We start from the raw sequence: 15,043 nt of genomic DNA on the forward strand, positions 1-15,043 counted from the left end.
CTTGAAATTTCGACTATTGGCATGATCTAAGGACAGCTTACGTATTGCGTGCGGCTGAATCCTCTACAATACGGTTATAAGGGTTTATCATTGTTTGACTGATCCATTTTTTTCACTTTCCGAGACTCTTATCCCGCTATGCGTCGTCCTTCCAAAGATTCATCCCATAAACTGACTGCCGACAGCCAGCGCCTGGTCACCTTTGCCCAGGCGATCGTACAGGCAGCCAGCCGTCTCGAAGAGCGGTCCTGGGAACACAGCCTGGATACGCAGCTCCAGAAATTACTCAAAACCGGCCACCAGGACACCATCGACAACACCCTGGGCAGCCTGTTCAAGGATGACTTGAACGCCTATGACGTGCTGATGGACTGCGTTGAAGCCGTCAGCGAATCGACCGTCGTCACGCATGAAGACGTGCGCTACGACGCCCTGCTCGTCGCCGTGCCCATCCTCGCGTGGACGCGCTTTTCCATCGCCTCCGGCCCCATGGCCGGCGACGCACACGGTGTGCTGTCGGCGCATTTCGCCGCCCACCTGCTGGCCGATGGCACGAAGATGGCCATGGCGCCAACGCTCTACTCGATCGACCAGCTGCCGCGCAGCCACGTCGAGACCTATGCCAAGACGCAGAAGCTGGCCCTGGCCGCGCTGAAAGGTACGGCCGTCAAGCCGTCAGGCAAAGAAGCGGAAACGGCGCCCTTCCTGGCCGACACGCGCTACCTGCTGGTGGCCGTGGTGGCCCCTGCGGGCGCGCCGCTGTTCCGCTGGCAGACGCCTTCGAGCCAGCTCGACTTCATCGCCGAGCGCAGCGCCGCCCTGGAACAATGGCGCACGCAGGCGACGCCGACGTTCGCCCGCCTGCTGCCCGGCTGCGGCCTGGAATTGCTGCTGCCGGAAGCGTATTACGTGGCCTGCCGCGAAGCGGACAAGCTGATACGCCCCGTCTCCGTGCGCGCCGCCGTGCACTATCTGACGCATACCTTGGCCATCGAGCCGACGGAACTGCGCGCCGTCATCGCCGGCTTCGGCGAGGAAGCAGCCGATGGCCAGGTGGACGAGTACCGCATCGCCTTCACCCTGCGCCAGGCGCCGGACGTCATCTACGGCATCGTCTGGCCTTTGTACGGCCAGGAAGACGAGGATGGCACGCCGATCGAAGGCCTGATCCAGGTCGGCATCGCCGCGCTGGACAAGCAAAAGACGCCCGTCGATGAAATCATCGAGCACCTGAACGCGGCCGGCGTGACGCAGATCAAGCGCCACGCGGAACGTTTTGTCGGCGAATACTGCGACGATTGCGGCGCGCCCCTGTTTGCCGATCCTGTCGGCGAGCTGGCGCATGCGGAGATGCCCGAAGATACGCCACAAGGTACGGAACACTTCCATTAATGCAGGCTTGTCGGATTACGCGCTGCGCGCTAACCCGACCTACGCTGCTGTCATAAGCCGTAGGTCGGATTAGCCGGCACGGCGTAATCCGACAACAGCGTTGGCGCATAAAAAAGGCGGAACCTCGGTTCCGCCTTTTTCATTGCAACGTCATTTACAACACCATCACCACTGTGAAAACGGATGGCGAATCAGATTCGCGTTGTAATAGCGGACATCGCCCGACACTTCCGCGCCGATCCACTCCGGTTTCTCGAAGGCCTGGTCTTCCGAGGCCAGTTCGATCTCGGCCACCACCAGGCCCGCATTGGCGCCCAGGAACTCGTCGACTTCCCACACCATGCCCGCGTGTTCGATGCGGTGGCGATACTTTTCGATCAGCGGCTGTTCGCACAGGCCGTCGAGCAGTTCGGCCGCGTCGGCCAGCGGAATCGGATACTCCCACTCGCCGCGTGTTGCACCCACGTTCGCGCCCTTGATGGTCAGCATCGCTTGCCCGCCCTCGATGCGCACGCGCACCACGCGCTCGCGCGCGGACGACAGATAACCCTGGCGCAGCAGGACCGGCTGGCCCAGGCCGCGCCAGGCGTCGCCGGCCAGCAAAAATTTACGCTCGATCTCGATACCCATGAACAACGCCGTTCAATCCAGCGACAGCAGGATAGGCTGCAGCATGGCCGCGCCCAGGGCCGCGCTGCGCGCGCCGTTCCAGCCGACGGCTGGATCCGGCAAGTCGGCGTTTTCCTTGAACGGCATTTCCAGGGTCAGCGCCAGGCAGCCGAAGTGGTGGCCGATGTATTTCGACGCCAGGGTCAGCATGTCCGACTTGTACTTGCTGGCCGCATAGCCGAACTTGTCCTGGAAGTCGGGGCTGGCCTGCTTGTAGCGCTCGATGAAGGCCTTCTGTTGCGCCGCTTGCGCCGGCGTGAAGTTTTCCAGCATTTCGTTGCCGGCCACAAAGTTGTACGGCAGCGCTTCATCGCCGTGGATGTCGAAGAACATGTCGACGCCCGTTTCGTGGATCTTGTTTTTCACGCACAGCACTTCCGGGCTGGACTCCAGCGAAGGCGTCATCCATTCGCGGTTCAGGTTGGCGCCTGCCGCATTCGTGCGCAGGTTGCCGCGGATGGAGCCGTCCGGATTCATGTTCGGCACGATGTGGAACACGGCGCACTGCAAGAGCTTGCGTGCGATCGGGTTGGCGTCGTCGAGCAGCGAGTCGATCAGGCCTTCGACGAACCATTCGGCCATCGATTCGCCCGGATGCTGGCGTGCGATGACCCAGATTTTCTTTTCCGCCTGCGGGTTGCCGATGGTAACCATGTTCATGTCGCGGCCGTCGACCGTGCTGCCCAGGTCGGACACGCGCGCCAGCGGATGCTCGGCCACTTCACCCAGCAGGCGCAAATGGCGTTCCCACGAATACGGCTCGAAGTAGGCGTAGTACACGCTGTCGAGTTCAGGCGTGTGCGAGATCGTCATGACCTGGCCATCGAACGCCGTCGGTACGCGGAACCAGTTTTCGCTGTCGTAGCTGGCCACGGCCTGGTAGTCTTCATAGCCGGCAGGATAGGTGGCCTGGCCCGCGTTCAGGAAGCGCATCGTGCATGCCTGGCCCCGCGCGCCCTGCAGGCGGAAGTGGAACCACTGGTGGATGTCGGCGTGGCTATCCTTGCGCAAGTTCAGGTCGATGGCGCCGGCACTGTTGGCGCTCACCACGTCGATGGCGCCCGAGTCGAAGTTCTGGCTGATTTTAATGGTCATGTAATGATCCCGTCCGAATGTAAGTGTTACGGCGTTGCCTCGTGGGCTCCGCCGTCGCGCTAAAAAACGCAGTGTAAGCTATCCCGCTATTTTCCGCCCTTTGGCACCGTTCGCAAAGCCTGGTCTGGTGATTTATGCACCAATCCGGGGCATCGATGGAAAAGTGCCGGGCAAAAGCACGAAAAATCGGTAAGCTGTTGCATCTACCGGACAAAAAACTGCTTTGTAACAGCCGCTGACACATTAGCGCCGGGCCGCCCCCCTATAATTCTTGCTTTCATAGAGTCGCCAGGAAAGAGTCGTGGACAAGAAGTTAACTAACATCCAGGAAAGAAAGTTACGCGAGGCGCAGGCGCGGCGCGAGCACATCATCGACGTCGTCAAAGATCTCATCAAGAAGGGCGGCGCGCGCGCCGTCTCGATCCGCAAGGTGGCCGAGGCAGCCGGCTTTTCCACCACCGTCGTGTACGCCCTGTTCCGCGACAAGGCCACCCTGATCGCCCAGGCCATGGACAAGGACTTGCTGGAACTGGTGCGCGCCATGCGCACGGCCTGCGCCACCAGCATGGACCCATGGGAACGCATCAGCCTGATCGGCCGCGCCTACATCGAATACGGCTTCCAGCATCCCGATGAGTATTCGCTGATCTTCATGGAGCTGCGTCCGCACGCGGAAGTCGACGCCGTCGAAGTGGAACACGGCAATATCGAGCAAGACCCGTACGCCTATGCGCTGCACCTGTTTACCGAACTGGCGCAAGCGGGCCAGGTACGCCAGGATCCGCCGGCGCTGCATACGATGACGCAGATCTTCTGGCAATCGCTGCACGGCCTCGTGTCACTGCGCATCGTCATGGATGCGGGCGATCCATGGACGCCGCACCCGGAAATGAACGCACATATCGACGACTTGCTGGCCGTCGTCACGACAGGCATCCGCCTGCGCTTTGCGCCGACGGTCTGATCCTTAATCTGGCGCAACATGCGCCAGGCAAAAAAAGGCAGGCGCGGCGCCGGACCGCCCTGCCCTGTCTTTACGCTGACGAGGATTTACTGCGCTGCCAGCATGCTCTGCGTTTCCTCGTAGCGCACATGCCAGGCCAGCGCCTCTTGCAAGATGTGCGGCGTGTGGCCGCCGCGCTGGCATGCCGCGTCGTAATAGGCACGCAGCTGCGCACGGTAAGCGGGATGGGTGCAGCGCTCGATGATCAGCGGCGCCCGTTCGCGCGGCGCCAGGCCACGCAAGTCGGCAAAACCCCATTCCGTCACCAGCACGTCGACGTCATGCTCCGTATGGTCCACATGCGAGACCATCGGCACGACGCTGGAAATGCGCCCGCCCTTGGCCGCCGATTTCGACACGAACATCGACACTTGCCCATTACGCGCAAAGTCACCCGAGCCGCCGATGCCGTTCATCATGTGTGTGCCGCACACATGCGTGGAATTGACGTTGCCGTAGATATCAAATTCCAGCGCCGTGTTCAGGGCGATGATGCCCAGGCGGCGCACGATTTCCGGATGGTTGCTGATCTCTTGCGGGCGCAGCACGATCTTCGAGCGGTAATGGTCGATATTGTCCATCAGCTTTTGATGCACGGCGGCCGACAGGGTAATCGACGAGGCCGAGGCAAACGCCAGCTGGCCCGAGTCGAGCAGCTCGATGGCGCTGTCCTGCAGCACTTCCGAATACATGGTCATATTGCGGAAAGGCGAACCGATCAGGCCATGCAGCACGGCGTTGGCGATGGTGCCGATGCCCGCCTGCAGGGGCAGCAATTCCGGCCCCATGCGTCCAGCCGCCACTTCGCCCTCCAGGAAGGCGATCACGTGGCCGGCAATGGCTTGCGTCTCTTCGTCGGGCGGCAAGGCGTTCGACGGGCTGTCGGGACTGTCCGTGATGACGATGGCGGCGATGCGGGCCGGGTCGATGGCAATCGCCGTGCTGCCCAGGCGCTGGTCGACGCGCGTGAGGGGAATCGGTTCGCGCCCCGGCAAGGTTTGCGGAATATAGATGTCGTGCAAGCCTTCCAGCGCCAGCGGCGTGGACAGGTTGATCTCGATGATGACCTGCGCGGCCTGCTGGGCAAACGCGGCGGAGTTGCCCACAGACATGGTCGGGATGATGGCGCCGGCGGCCGTGATGGCCGTCGCTTCGATGACGGCGATGTCGACGGCGGCCAGGTTACCCGAACGCAGTTGCTCCGCCGTTTCCGACAGATGCTGGTCGATGAACATGACTTCGCCGTTGTTGATCTTGCCGCGCAGCACAGGGTCGACCTGGAACGGCATGCGGCGCGCCAGCACGCCCGCCTCGGCCATCAGGCCATCGCTGCCATTGCCCAGCGAGGCGCCCGTGATCAGTGTCAGGCTCAGCGGGTCTTGCAGGGCGCGCTCGGCCAGCGCGCGCGGCAGGGCCTTGGCGTCGCCGGCACGGGTAAAGCCGCTCATGCCGACACGCATGCCGTTGTGGAACAATTTGGCGGCCTCATCGGCGCTCATGATTTTGCTGAGCAAGCCAGGGTGGCGAATACGGTCCTCGTACATCGTGATGCTCCTGATATTCTTAATATTCTCAAACTGGATGGCTGTCATACACCAACCCCATAAGTGGATTCAGTATAAAATCCCGCCTACATGCATGGCATGAATTAATTTCGTCATATCCAGTCGATATTTTCATGCTTTGCCAACGCCGAGCCTCCTCTTGGATATCCGTTCCCTGCGCTATTTCGTCGAAACCGTGCGCCTGTCGAGCTTTACGCAGGCGGCCGAATCGCTGCACCTGACCCAGTCGACCATCAGCAAGATGGTCCGTCAGCTGGAAGACGAGGTTGGAGCCCAGCTGCTGGTACGCGACGGGCGCAAGCTGACCCTGACGGACACGGGCCGCATCGTCTACCAGCATGGCCAGGAAATGCTGGCCAATATGCGCCAGCTGACCCTGGAAGTGCGCGACACGCAGTCCTTGCAGCGCGGCAGCCTGACGGTCGGCATCCCGCCCATGATCAATGTGCTGTTCACACCTGTATTAAAGGCGTTCCGCGCGCGCCATCCGCATATCAGCCTGACCTTGCAGGAAGACACGGGCCAGCAGATCGAGCGCAAGGTGGCGGCCGGCGAGCTGGAAATCGGCATGACGGTGCTGCCTGCCGACCCGGAACTCGACCTCGTGGCCGTGGAAGTGGCCAACTACCCGATCTGGGCCCTGGCCGAACCGGGCACCTTCCAGAAAAACCGCACGACACTGCCCTTCAAGGCGCTGGCCGACTTGCCGCTGGTGCTGTTAAAAGATGATTTCGCGCTCACGCGCAGCCTGCGCCAGCATTTCGCGCAAGCGGGCTTCACGCCGACCATCGCGGCGCAGAGCGGGCAATGGGACTGGCTGGTGGCCATGGCCTCGGCGGGCCTGGGCGTGGCCCTGCTGCCCGAACCCTTCATCCACCGCCTGGCCGGCGAGCCATTGGAGGCCGTGCGCATCGTCGAGCCGGAAGTGGCATGGCAGGTGGCGCACGTCTGGAGCGGGCGTTATCTGTCGCATGCGGCGCGCGCCTGGCTCGAGGTATGCCAGGACGTGCTGGGTACGCCGTTCGCGCACTGACGCAAAAAAGGGTGGCCGAGGCCACCCTTTTGCTTGATCACGCCACCTGGCTTACTTGGCGTCGTCGTTGTACATGCTGGCGTATTTCCAGCCGAAGTACAGAATGAAGGTGTAGCACACGGCCGGCACGAGGAAGGACAGCTGCAGGTTGATGTGGTCGGCCAGGAAGCCCTGAATGAACGGCACGATGGCGCCGCCGACGATGGCCATGCACAGGATGCCCGAACCTTGTCCCGTTTGCGCGCCCAGCTTGTTCAAGGCCATGCTGAAGATGGTCGGGAACATGATGGAGTTGAACAGGCCGACGGCGATCAATGCCCACATGGCCGTGTGACCGCTGGAGAACACGGCGACGAGGATCAGCGCGATGACGACGGCGGCGTTGAAGGCCAGGGTCTTGCCCGGGCTGACGTAGCGCATCACGGCAAAGCCGACGAAGCGGCCCAGCATGGCGCCACCCCAGTAATAGCTGACGAAATAGGCGGCGTCGGCGTGGCTGAGGCCCGCGATATGGCTCTCGCCCAGGAAGTTGATCAGGAAGCTGCCGATGCTGACTTCACCGCCCACGTACAGGAAGATGGCCAGCGCGCCCAGCACCAGGTGGCGGTGCGACCAGATCGAGACTTTATGGCCATCCTGCGCCAGGGCGGCAGCATCATCGGCATGCGAAATCTTCGGCAATTTTGCCAGCGCGAACAGCACGGCGAGGATCACCAGGGTGGCGGCCAGCACCAGGTACGGGCCTTGCACGGAGGCCGCTTCCTTGGCGCGGTAAGCCAGTTGCTCGGCGGCCGGCAGCAGGTCGAACTGCTGCACCGTCAGCACGGTGCCCGACAAAATCAGCATGCCGCCCAGCGCAGGCGCCACGGTGGTGCCCAGCGCGTTGAACGCTTGCGTCAGGGTCAAGCGGCTCGACGCCGTCTGCGGGTCGCCCAGTTCCGTCACGTACGGGTTGGCCGCCACCTGCAGCACGGTGATGCCGGCCGCCAGGATGAAGAAGGACAAGAGGAACAGCGCATAGCTGCCGGTGGACGCCGGGTAAAACATGGCGCAGCCGGCGGCCGCGATCAGCAGGCCGGCGACGACGCCGCGCTGATAGCCGATTTTCTTGATCAGCATGCCTGCCGGCAGCGAGACGATGGCGTAGGCGCCAAAGAAGCAGAACTGCACCAGCATCGCCTGGACATACGTCAGGGTGTAGATCGAACGCAGATGGGGGATCAGCACATCATTGAGCGAGGTCAGCAGCCCCCACATGAAAAACAGCACCGTGACAATGATCAGGGCGCCTGTATTGTTTTGCGTGCCGGCCTGTGCGCGCGATGCGTCCAGCCCCTGCTTTACGTGTTCCATACTTTCTCCATTGTTCTATCCAAGATTGTCGTGCCCTGCCCTGGCCCATCGCTTGCATGGACACCGCCAGGCAGCGGCAGCGCTCGTGTTTGAAAGCAACATCTTCGCAAGGCCGAGCGCGTAGTAAAACTACCTTGCTGCGGCCGCATTATGCCCGAAAGGCCCCGGATTGCGCAGGTTTCACATCAATTATTCGATAATTGAATAGCTGACATTCGAAATCAAAAGTAGCCTTATAACTTGAAACCGCTATACTTATATTGCAGTGCAGCACAACGCGGCACGCCACATAAGGAGTCTGCCATGTCTACCGCATTTACTTACCACACCACGCAAAACAGCAATATCGTCGGCACCCTGGTCCACGCCGCCAAACGCGTCGGCGCCTGGCTGAACCAAAGCAGCGACCGCCGCGAACGCGCTTACGAAGAAGCGTATCTGGCCGAATCGACCGACCGTTACGACCTGGAATACCGCATGCGCGAACTGGCCCGTGCCAATCCACAGCCTAGCTGGATGAGCGGTCTGAGCCGTTAAGATTGACGCAGTATTGCCGCAGTTCCCAGTCGCTCAACGGCTGTAGCAACATCGATAGCGCCATCCTGCTCGCCTTGCGCTTGAGCACAGGATGGGCTATACAGGCGGGATGCACACGCCCATCACCATCCTCGCCATCGCCGGCAGCCTGCGCGCCGCCTCGCTGAACACCGCCCTGCTGCGCGCCATCGCCACGCTTGCGCCAGCGCCATTCGACATCCGCATTTATCCGGGACTCGGGCAATTACCGCTGTTCAATCCCGACCTCGACGCCGACAGCCTGCCGGCCGTGACGGGCCTGCGCGACGCGATCATCGCGGCCGACGTGCTGATGCTGGCCAGTCCCGAGTATGCGCACGGCGTGAGCGGCCCCATGAAAAACGCGCTGGACTGGATGGTGGGAAATGAATCGTTCATCGACAAGCCGCTGGCGCTGCTGAACGCCTCGCCGCGCGCCACGCATGCACAGGCGGCGCTGCGCGAAACGGTGCGCACCATGTCGGCGCGCCTGATCGACGAGGCCTGCATCAGCCTGCCCCTGCTGGGCTCGGGCCTCGATGCCGACGGCATCGCTGCGGACCCGGCATTGCGCCGGGCCATCCTCGATATGCTGCAGTGCATCAGGTCATTTTCATGACCCTCTGCACGTTTTACTATCAATTCATCTAGTTTTACTACGTACTTCTACGGACCACTCAATGCGGGATCATGCCCGTGAACACGTACGCCTGCAGCATGGTGATGATGCCAATGATCACGGCAAACAGCAGGCTGTGCTTCAGGGTAAAGCGGAACAGGTCCGATTCCTTGCCCACCAGGCCAGTGGCGGCGCAGGCGACGGCGATCGACTGGGGCGAAATCATCTTGCCCGTCACGCCGCCCGTCGTATTGGCCGCCACCAGCAAGGTGTCGGACACGCCGATCTGGTGCGCCGTGGTGTTTTGCAGGGAGCAGAACAAGGCGTTCGACGACGTGTCGGAGCCCGTCAGGAACACACCCAGCCAGCCCAGGAACGGCGAGAAGAACGGGAAGGCGGCGCCGCTGCCGGCCAGCAGCAGGGCCAGGGTGGACGACATGCCCGAGTAATTGGCGACGAAGGCAAATGCCAGCACCAGGCCGATCGACAGCACGGGACGGCGCAATTCCACCACCGTTTCGACGAAGGCCTTGAGGCCATCGCGCGGCTTCATGCCCAGCATCCACATCGACAGCACGGCCGTCAGCAAGATCGCCGTACCCACGGCCGACAGCAAATCGAGCTTGAAGACGGCGTCATACGCCTTCGGCTCCGCCACGATGGGCATGGTCTTGATCACCAGTTTATCGAGGTAAGGCACGTGGATCTTGACGACCAGGCTGGCCAACGCGCCGCCGGCGGCGAACAGGGACTTGAAGCCGGGCAGGCTCCAGACGGTGACGATGGCCGTCAGCAAGCCGAAAGGCGCCCAGGCGCGCGCCGTTTGCGCCAGGGTGTAGGGCGAGGCGGCGCGGCTGCCGCTGCCGCGCAAGTCCGCATTGCCCACGCCGCCGCCAAAACCGGACAGCGCAGCGGCGCCGCCGCCGACGGCGTTGACCACCTTGGCATTCTTCGGCTGCCACACTTTCAGGAACAGGGTCAGCGACACCAGGCTGACGAGGGCCGAGGTGATGTCCGGCAGTTCAGGGCCGATATGGTTCGAGGTGAAATACTGGGTGACGGCGAAGCTGGCGCCCGTCACCAGAGCGGCCGGCCACACTTCGCGCACGCCGCGCACACCATCCATCATGAAGACCAGCCAGAAGGGCACGGCCAGCGACAGCAGCGGCAACTGGCGGCCCGCCATGGCGCCGATCAGGAAGGGGTCGATGCCCGTCACCTGGCCCGCCACGATGATGGGGATGCCCATGGCGCCAAAGGCCACGGGCGCCGTGTTGGCGATCAGGCACAGGCCTGCCGCATACAGCGGGTTGAAACCCAGGCCCACCAGCAGGGCCGACGTGATCGCCACGGGCGCGCCAAAACCGGCCGCCCCTTCCAGGAAGGCGCCGAAGGCAAAACCGATCAAGAGCACCTGCAGGCGCTGGTCGTCCGTGACCGACAGCACGGAGGCGCGGATGATCTCGATCTGCCCTGTTTTCACGACGATTTTATACAGGAAGACGGCCGTGACGATGATCCAGGCGATCGGCCACAAGCCGTACGCAAAACCGTAGCCGGCCGCCGCCAGCGCCTGCGGCACGGGCATGCCGTAGGCGAAGATGGCCACGGCCAGCGCCAGCGCCAAGGTGACGGCCGCCGCCACGTGTCCCTTGATGCGCAGCGCCGCCAGCGCGATGAAGAAGAAAATGATGGGAATGGCTGCCGCCAGCGACGACAGCCACAAGCTGCCGAGCGGTGTATAAAGTTGGGTCCAGGTTTGCATGTCGGGTCTCCTCCGGTGGATGCGGGTTGATTGAAAAAACGGCTTTTGATGTAATTGTGTGTAGCGTGTTTTTTGCGGTATGGCGGAGCGGCGCTATTCTTCCTGGCCCCGCGCGTTCAGCAGGTCGGCCAGGCTGCGCGGCGCCGGCGTCAATGGCTTGCGGTGCTGCGTCCAGCCCAGTTGCGCGCGCGGCGTCAGCAGGCGCAGCCGCGTGGCGGCCCAGCGGAACAGACGGTAGCTGGCGGGACGCGCGAAGGCGCCGCTCCAGAAGCGCCAGATCAGGCTTTCGCCGCGGCTGAATTTGGCGCCCTGGCCGCGCAGCGGATGCGCCACTTCCTCGTTCGGATTGCGGTTCGCTTCCGTGCGCAGGCGCACCAGTAGCTGCGGAATCGGAATGCGCACGGGGCACACTTCGCCGCAGGCACCGCACAGGCTCGACGCGGTGGCCAGGTCCGCCGTCGCAGCCAGTCCCAGCAAATGGGGCGAGATGATCTTGCCGATCGGCCCCGGATACGTGGTGCCGTAGGCGTGGCCGCCGATGCGCGTATAGACGGGGCAGTGGTTCATGCAGGCGCCGCAGCGGATGCACTGCAGGGTGGCGCGCAGCTGCTCGTCGGCGTAGGCCTGGCTGCGGCCGTTGTCGAGCAAGACCAGGTGCACTTCGCGCGGGCCATCCAGCTCACCGGCGCGGCGCGGGCCGGAAATCAGGTTGAAATACGTGGTGATGGCCTGGCCCGTGGCCGAGCGCGTCAAGAGGCTGGACAGCGGCACGATATGTTCGAGCTTGGCCACGACTTTTTCCATGCCCATGATGGCGATGTGCACCTCCGGCACGGAGGTCGTCAGCCGGCCATTGCCCTCGTTTTCCACCAGCCACAGGGTGCCCGTGTCGGCCGCCGCGAAGTTTACGCCCGACAGGCCGATGTCCGCCTCGACAAAGGCCTGGCGCAGGGCGCGCCGCCCCGTCTGGATCAGGCTGTCGACGTCTTCCGTGTAGGGCGCGTCGGGAATGTGCTCGGCGAACAGGCCGGCGATGTCGGCCTTGGTCTTGTGAATGGCCGGCATGACGATGTGCGACGGTTTTTCGCCGGCCAGTTGCACGATGTACTCGCCCATGTCCGATTCCAAACACGTCATGCCGCGCGCTTCCAGGTAGTGATTGAGCTCGATTTCCTCGCTGGCCATCGACTTGCCCTTGATGAAGCGTGTCGCCTGATTCCTCTCGGCGATGGCGTGGATGATGGCGTTGGCCTGCTCGCCATCCTCGGCCCAGTGCACCTGCACGCCGGCTGCCGTCAGCTTGTCTTCCAGCTGCACCAGCAAATCGGGCAGGTGCGCCAGCGCGTGCTGGCGCACGGCTGCGCCGATGTCGCGCAGGCGTTCCAGCTCGTCGCCATCGGGGAACTGGGCGCTACGCTTGTCCTGTAAAAAATCCATGGCGCCGCGAAAGCTCTGGCGCAGTTTCGGGTCATCCAGCGCGGCGCGGGCGCGCGCATGGAAGTCCGCCGGCTTGACGAACTGCAGGGGCTTGGCGTTCATGGCTGGCCTCCTGCATGGGCAGATAAATCATCGATGATCAGCACCCACAGCCAGCGCGGGCCGTGCGCGCCATAGGCCAGGGTTTGCTGGATATCCGACGTTTTCGAGGGCCCCGACACCAGCACCAGGTTGGCCGGCATGCCGTCGCACCAGCGCTCGGCGCGCGCCGCAGCGTGCAAGTCCGCATGCACAGTGCTCGCATACACGAGGCAGATATGCAGCGGCGGCGCCAGCGACACCGTGCGCGGCGTGGCTGCGTCAGGCGCGATGACGAGGGTGCCCGTGGCGGCGATGCCGGAACGCGCGACGGTGAAACCGGCATCGACGCTGTCGAACAACTCGCCCTTCCACTGCGCCAGCGGACGGTCAAAGGACAGCGTTTCCACGCCAGCGGGCAAGGCGGCGCGCAAGGCCTGCCCTTCGGCGCTGCCGGCATCGAGCAGCAAACGGCGCACGCCGTGTTCACCGAGGCGCAGCGCCAGCAAGGCCGGCCAGGCGTCCACGCCGACGCAATCGACCTCCGCATGCGAGGCGCGCAAGGCTGCCTGCATGGCATCGATGCGCTGGCGCGGCGACAGCGGACATGCTGCGCGGCGCGCCAGATAGTGCTGGTCGATGGCCGTATCGATGACGTCCACCGTCTCGGGCGCGGTGGGGGCCGCGGCGCGCAAGCGCCCCAGCATGCGTTCGCGGGCGGTCAGGATCGCGCTCATGCCGCGCCTCCCGTACGGCGCCACAGGAAGCTGGCCATGTGTTCGACGGGCAGCGGCGCGCCCTGGTGCTGCGCGGCGTGGCCAATATTGAGCAGGCAGCCGCAGTCGGCCGAAACGAGGCGGTCGCAGCCCGTGGCGCAGGCCGAGGCGATCTTGTCGCTGACCATGGCGCCGGAAATATCCGGATGTTTCAGTGAAAACGTGCCGCCAAAGCCGCAGCATTCCGATTCGCGCTGGTGTTCGATGCGCGTCACGCCAGGCAAGGCGTCGACCAGCGCCACGCCGTGGGTGCGCGTGCCCATCTCGCGGCGCGCCCCGCACGAGGTGTGCAGCACCACGTTTTCATCAGCCTGCCCGGCGGCAGCCATGCCGGCCAGGTCGAGCTGCAGCACGCAGACGAGAAATTCGCTCAGCTCATACACGCGTTCGGCCAGCTCAACCGCCTTGGGGCCGGCGACGGGGTCGTCGTGGAACAGCTGCGGCCAGTGGTGGCGCATCATGCCGGCGCAGGAACCGGACGGCACGATCACGGGCCACGGCTGCGCAAACAGGTCGAGCTGGGCGCGGGCCACGGCACGCGCCTGTTCCGGATTGCCGCTGCTGTAGGCGGGCTGGCCGCAGCAGCTCTGGCCGCGCGGATAATGCACCAGCAAGCCTTCGCGCTCCAGCAGACGCACCGCGTCGAGCCCCGCCTGCGGCACGAACAGGTCGACCAGACAAGTGGCGAACAGGTACACCTGGAGCGGTGCGGGTGGATAGCGGCGTGGCTGGCGCGGGTCTGGCTGCATGAATGTGTCTCCCCGGCGCTCTGTGTGTTGCTGCGGCGCCGCTGTGTGTTGTTAAGAATGACCGGTTCACGCATAATTCCAGCTTCCGCGAGCCACTTCAAATTGCTCGGACCACTTTAAAACAACACCGGAAGACAGCGATGGCGACAGGCATGCAGACGCGGGGCAGGGTCGAGATGGTGATGCGCCGGCTGGAAACGGCACTGCTGGACGGCAGCTTGCCGGCGGGCGCGCAGCTGCCGGCCGAACGCCTGCTGGCGCAGCAATATGCGGTTTCGCGCAACACCGTGCGCGAAGCCGTGCAGCGGCTGGCGGCACGGGGCCTGGTGCGCAGCCGGCGCGGCGCCGGCGTATTTGTGACGGATCAATTGCGCACCGGCATGGCGTCGCCATGGAGCCAGCTGGTGGCCGACCACCCCGCCCTGCGCGACGACATCCTGGAATTTCGCCGCGTGCTGGAAGGGGCAACGGCATACTTTGCGGCGCAGCGGGCCAGCGGCGACGAGCGCGCGCAGATCATGGCCTTGCTGGCCGAGCTGGAACAGGCGCGCGCCAGCGATGACAAGAGCGGCGAGGCGCAGGCCGATGCCCGCCTGCATGAAGTCATCGCGCAGGCGTCGCACAACACCATGTTTTTGCACTTGCACACCAGCATCATCGGCATGCTGCGCGAACACATCACCATCAATGGCACGGGCTTGCGCCAGCAGGACGAGGCCACCTCGCTGCAACTGCTGTCGCAGCACCGCACCCTGTGCGTAGCGATCTGCGCCAGCCAGCCCGAAGAGGCGCGCACGGCCATGCAAGGCCACATCGATTTCGTGCGCACGCGCGTCACCAGCGACGAATAAGGGTCACTGGTAGGACCAATCCAATACGCAGGATGGTGGGCAATGCGTCGCGGCTTGTCGCAGGGCCGGGCAAGAATGGGATCCCGATTCGCTATCCGACAGG

The 15,043-nt window shown here is 63.7% G+C and carries 14 protein-coding genes; 6 read left to right on the forward strand and 8 right to left on the reverse strand.

Annotated features, from left to right (window positions below):
* The first annotated feature begins 138 nt into the window (after positions 1-138).
* A complete protein-coding gene (locus FG13_RS10845; RefSeq protein ID WP_035820774.1) occupies positions 139-1,392 on the forward strand; it encodes a DUF2863 family protein in 1,254 nt (417 codons plus the stop codon).
* A gap of 165 nt (positions 1,393-1,557) precedes the next feature.
* On the opposite strand, the gene FG13_RS10850 is transcribed toward FG13_RS10845, so the two are convergent.
* Positions 1,558-2,022, reverse strand: coding sequence for a CYTH domain-containing protein (locus FG13_RS10850; protein ID WP_035827883.1), 465 nt, complete (start codon positions 2,020-2,022; stop codon positions 1,558-1,560).
* A gap of 12 nt (positions 2,023-2,034) precedes the next feature.
* Positions 2,035-3,156, reverse strand: coding sequence for a M14 family metallopeptidase (locus FG13_RS10855; RefSeq protein ID WP_035820776.1), 1,122 nt, complete (start codon positions 3,154-3,156; stop codon positions 2,035-2,037).
* A 301-nt stretch (positions 3,157-3,457) separates the two neighbouring features.
* Between FG13_RS10855 and FG13_RS10860 the strand changes: the two genes are divergently transcribed.
* The gene (locus FG13_RS10860) at positions 3,458-4,120 is read left to right on the forward strand and encodes a TetR/AcrR family transcriptional regulator (RefSeq protein ID WP_035820778.1); all 663 of its coding nucleotides are present in this window, start codon (positions 3,458-3,460) and stop codon (positions 4,118-4,120) included.
* 86 nt (positions 4,121-4,206) lie between these two features.
* Here the strand turns inward: FG13_RS10860 and FG13_RS10865 are convergent, their stop codons facing one another.
* The gene (locus tag FG13_RS10865) at positions 4,207-5,703 is read right to left on the reverse strand and encodes a succinate CoA transferase (RefSeq protein WP_035820781.1); all 1,497 of its coding nucleotides are present in this window, start codon (positions 5,701-5,703) and stop codon (positions 4,207-4,209) included.
* 160 nt (positions 5,704-5,863) lie between these two features.
* Here FG13_RS10865 and FG13_RS10870 point away from each other — a divergent pair, with 160 nt between their 5' ends.
* Positions 5,864-6,757, forward strand: coding sequence for a LysR substrate-binding domain-containing protein (locus FG13_RS10870; RefSeq protein ID WP_035820784.1), 894 nt, complete (start codon positions 5,864-5,866; stop codon positions 6,755-6,757).
* 51 nt (positions 6,758-6,808) lie between these two features.
* Here the strand turns inward: FG13_RS10870 and fucP are convergent, their stop codons facing one another.
* The gene (fucP, locus tag FG13_RS10875; RefSeq protein WP_035820787.1) at positions 6,809-8,110 is read right to left on the reverse strand and encodes an L-fucose:H+ symporter permease; all 1,302 of its coding nucleotides are present in this window, start codon (positions 8,108-8,110) and stop codon (positions 6,809-6,811) included.
* A 303-nt stretch (positions 8,111-8,413) separates the two neighbouring features.
* Here fucP and FG13_RS10880 point away from each other — a divergent pair, with 303 nt between their 5' ends.
* Positions 8,414-8,647 carry a DUF3563 family protein gene (locus FG13_RS10880; protein WP_081922528.1) on the forward strand — a complete coding sequence of 78 codons (234 nt, stop codon included), beginning with the start codon at positions 8,414-8,416 and terminating at the stop codon, positions 8,645-8,647.
* Positions 8,648-8,756: 109 nt separating this feature from the next.
* A complete protein-coding gene (locus tag FG13_RS10885) occupies positions 8,757-9,284 on the forward strand; it encodes an NADPH-dependent FMN reductase (protein ID WP_035820789.1) in 528 nt (175 codons plus the stop codon).
* 58 nt (positions 9,285-9,342) lie between these two features.
* Here the strand turns inward: FG13_RS10885 and FG13_RS10890 are convergent, their stop codons facing one another.
* The 4 genes from FG13_RS10890 to FG13_RS10905 form a co-directional block, all read right to left on the reverse strand.
* On the reverse strand, positions 9,343-11,049 hold the full coding sequence (locus FG13_RS10890) for a lactate permease LctP family transporter (RefSeq protein WP_035820791.1): 1,707 nt from the start codon (positions 11,047-11,049) through the stop codon (positions 9,343-9,345).
* Positions 11,050-11,142: 93 nt separating this feature from the next.
* Positions 11,143-12,588: a LutB/LldF family L-lactate oxidation iron-sulfur protein gene (locus FG13_RS10895; protein WP_035820794.1), complete on the reverse strand. Its 1,446-nt coding sequence runs from the start codon at positions 12,586-12,588 to the stop codon at positions 11,143-11,145.
* Positions 12,585-13,301: a LutC/YkgG family protein gene (locus FG13_RS10900; RefSeq protein WP_035820797.1), complete on the reverse strand. Its 717-nt coding sequence runs from the start codon at positions 13,299-13,301 to the stop codon at positions 12,585-12,587. The genes FG13_RS10895 and FG13_RS10900 overlap by 4 nt, the downstream gene beginning before the upstream one ends.
* Positions 13,298-14,089: a (Fe-S)-binding protein gene (locus FG13_RS10905; protein WP_035820800.1), complete on the reverse strand. Its 792-nt coding sequence runs from the start codon at positions 14,087-14,089 to the stop codon at positions 13,298-13,300. The genes FG13_RS10900 and FG13_RS10905 overlap by 4 nt, the downstream gene beginning before the upstream one ends.
* A 140-nt stretch (positions 14,090-14,229) precedes the next feature.
* On the opposite strand from FG13_RS10905, the gene FG13_RS10910 reads away from it, so the two are divergent.
* Positions 14,230-14,940: a FadR/GntR family transcriptional regulator gene (locus FG13_RS10910; RefSeq protein ID WP_035820803.1), complete on the forward strand. Its 711-nt coding sequence runs from the start codon at positions 14,230-14,232 to the stop codon at positions 14,938-14,940.
* The last annotated feature ends 103 nt before the right edge of the window (positions 14,941-15,043 follow it).

Source organism: Janthinobacterium sp. RA13 (assembly GCF_000745325.1).
In the GTDB taxonomy this organism is placed as follows: Bacteria; Pseudomonadota; Gammaproteobacteria; order Burkholderiales; family Burkholderiaceae_D; genus Janthinobacterium; species Janthinobacterium rivuli.

Bases quoted from the DNA above. Each gene is read 5' to 3' on its own strand.
- FG13_RS10885 (WP_035820789.1), top strand. From the start codon at position 8,757: ATGCACACGCCCATCACCATCCTCGCCATCGCCGGCAGCCTGCGCGCC.
- FG13_RS10880 (WP_081922528.1), top strand. From the start codon at position 8,414: ATGTCTACCGCATTTACTTACCACACCACGCAAAACAGCAATATCGTC.
- FG13_RS10845 (WP_035820774.1), top strand. From the start codon at position 139: ATGCGTCGTCCTTCCAAAGATTCATCCCATAAACTGACTGCCGACAGC.
- FG13_RS10895 (WP_035820794.1), bottom strand. From the start codon at position 12,588: ATGAACGCCAAGCCCCTGCAGTTCGTCAAGCCGGCGGACTTCCATGCG.
- FG13_RS10890 (WP_035820791.1), bottom strand. From the start codon at position 11,049: ATGCAAACCTGGACCCAACTTTATACACCGCTCGGCAGCTTGTGGCTG.
- FG13_RS10910 (WP_035820803.1), top strand. From the start codon at position 14,230: ATGGCGACAGGCATGCAGACGCGGGGCAGGGTCGAGATGGTGATGCGC.
- FG13_RS10905 (WP_035820800.1), bottom strand. From the start codon at position 14,089: ATGCAGCCAGACCCGCGCCAGCCACGCCGCTATCCACCCGCACCGCTC.
- FG13_RS10855 (WP_035820776.1), bottom strand. From the start codon at position 3,156: ATGACCATTAAAATCAGCCAGAACTTCGACTCGGGCGCCATCGACGTG.
- FG13_RS10850 (WP_035827883.1), bottom strand. From the start codon at position 2,022: ATGGGTATCGAGATCGAGCGTAAATTTTTGCTGGCCGGCGACGCCTGG.
- FG13_RS10900 (WP_035820797.1), bottom strand. From the start codon at position 13,301: ATGAGCGCGATCCTGACCGCCCGCGAACGCATGCTGGGGCGCTTGCGC.
- fucP (WP_035820787.1), bottom strand. From the start codon at position 8,110: ATGGAACACGTAAAGCAGGGGCTGGACGCATCGCGCGCACAGGCCGGC.
- FG13_RS10865 (WP_035820781.1), bottom strand. From the start codon at position 5,703: ATGTACGAGGACCGTATTCGCCACCCTGGCTTGCTCAGCAAAATCATG.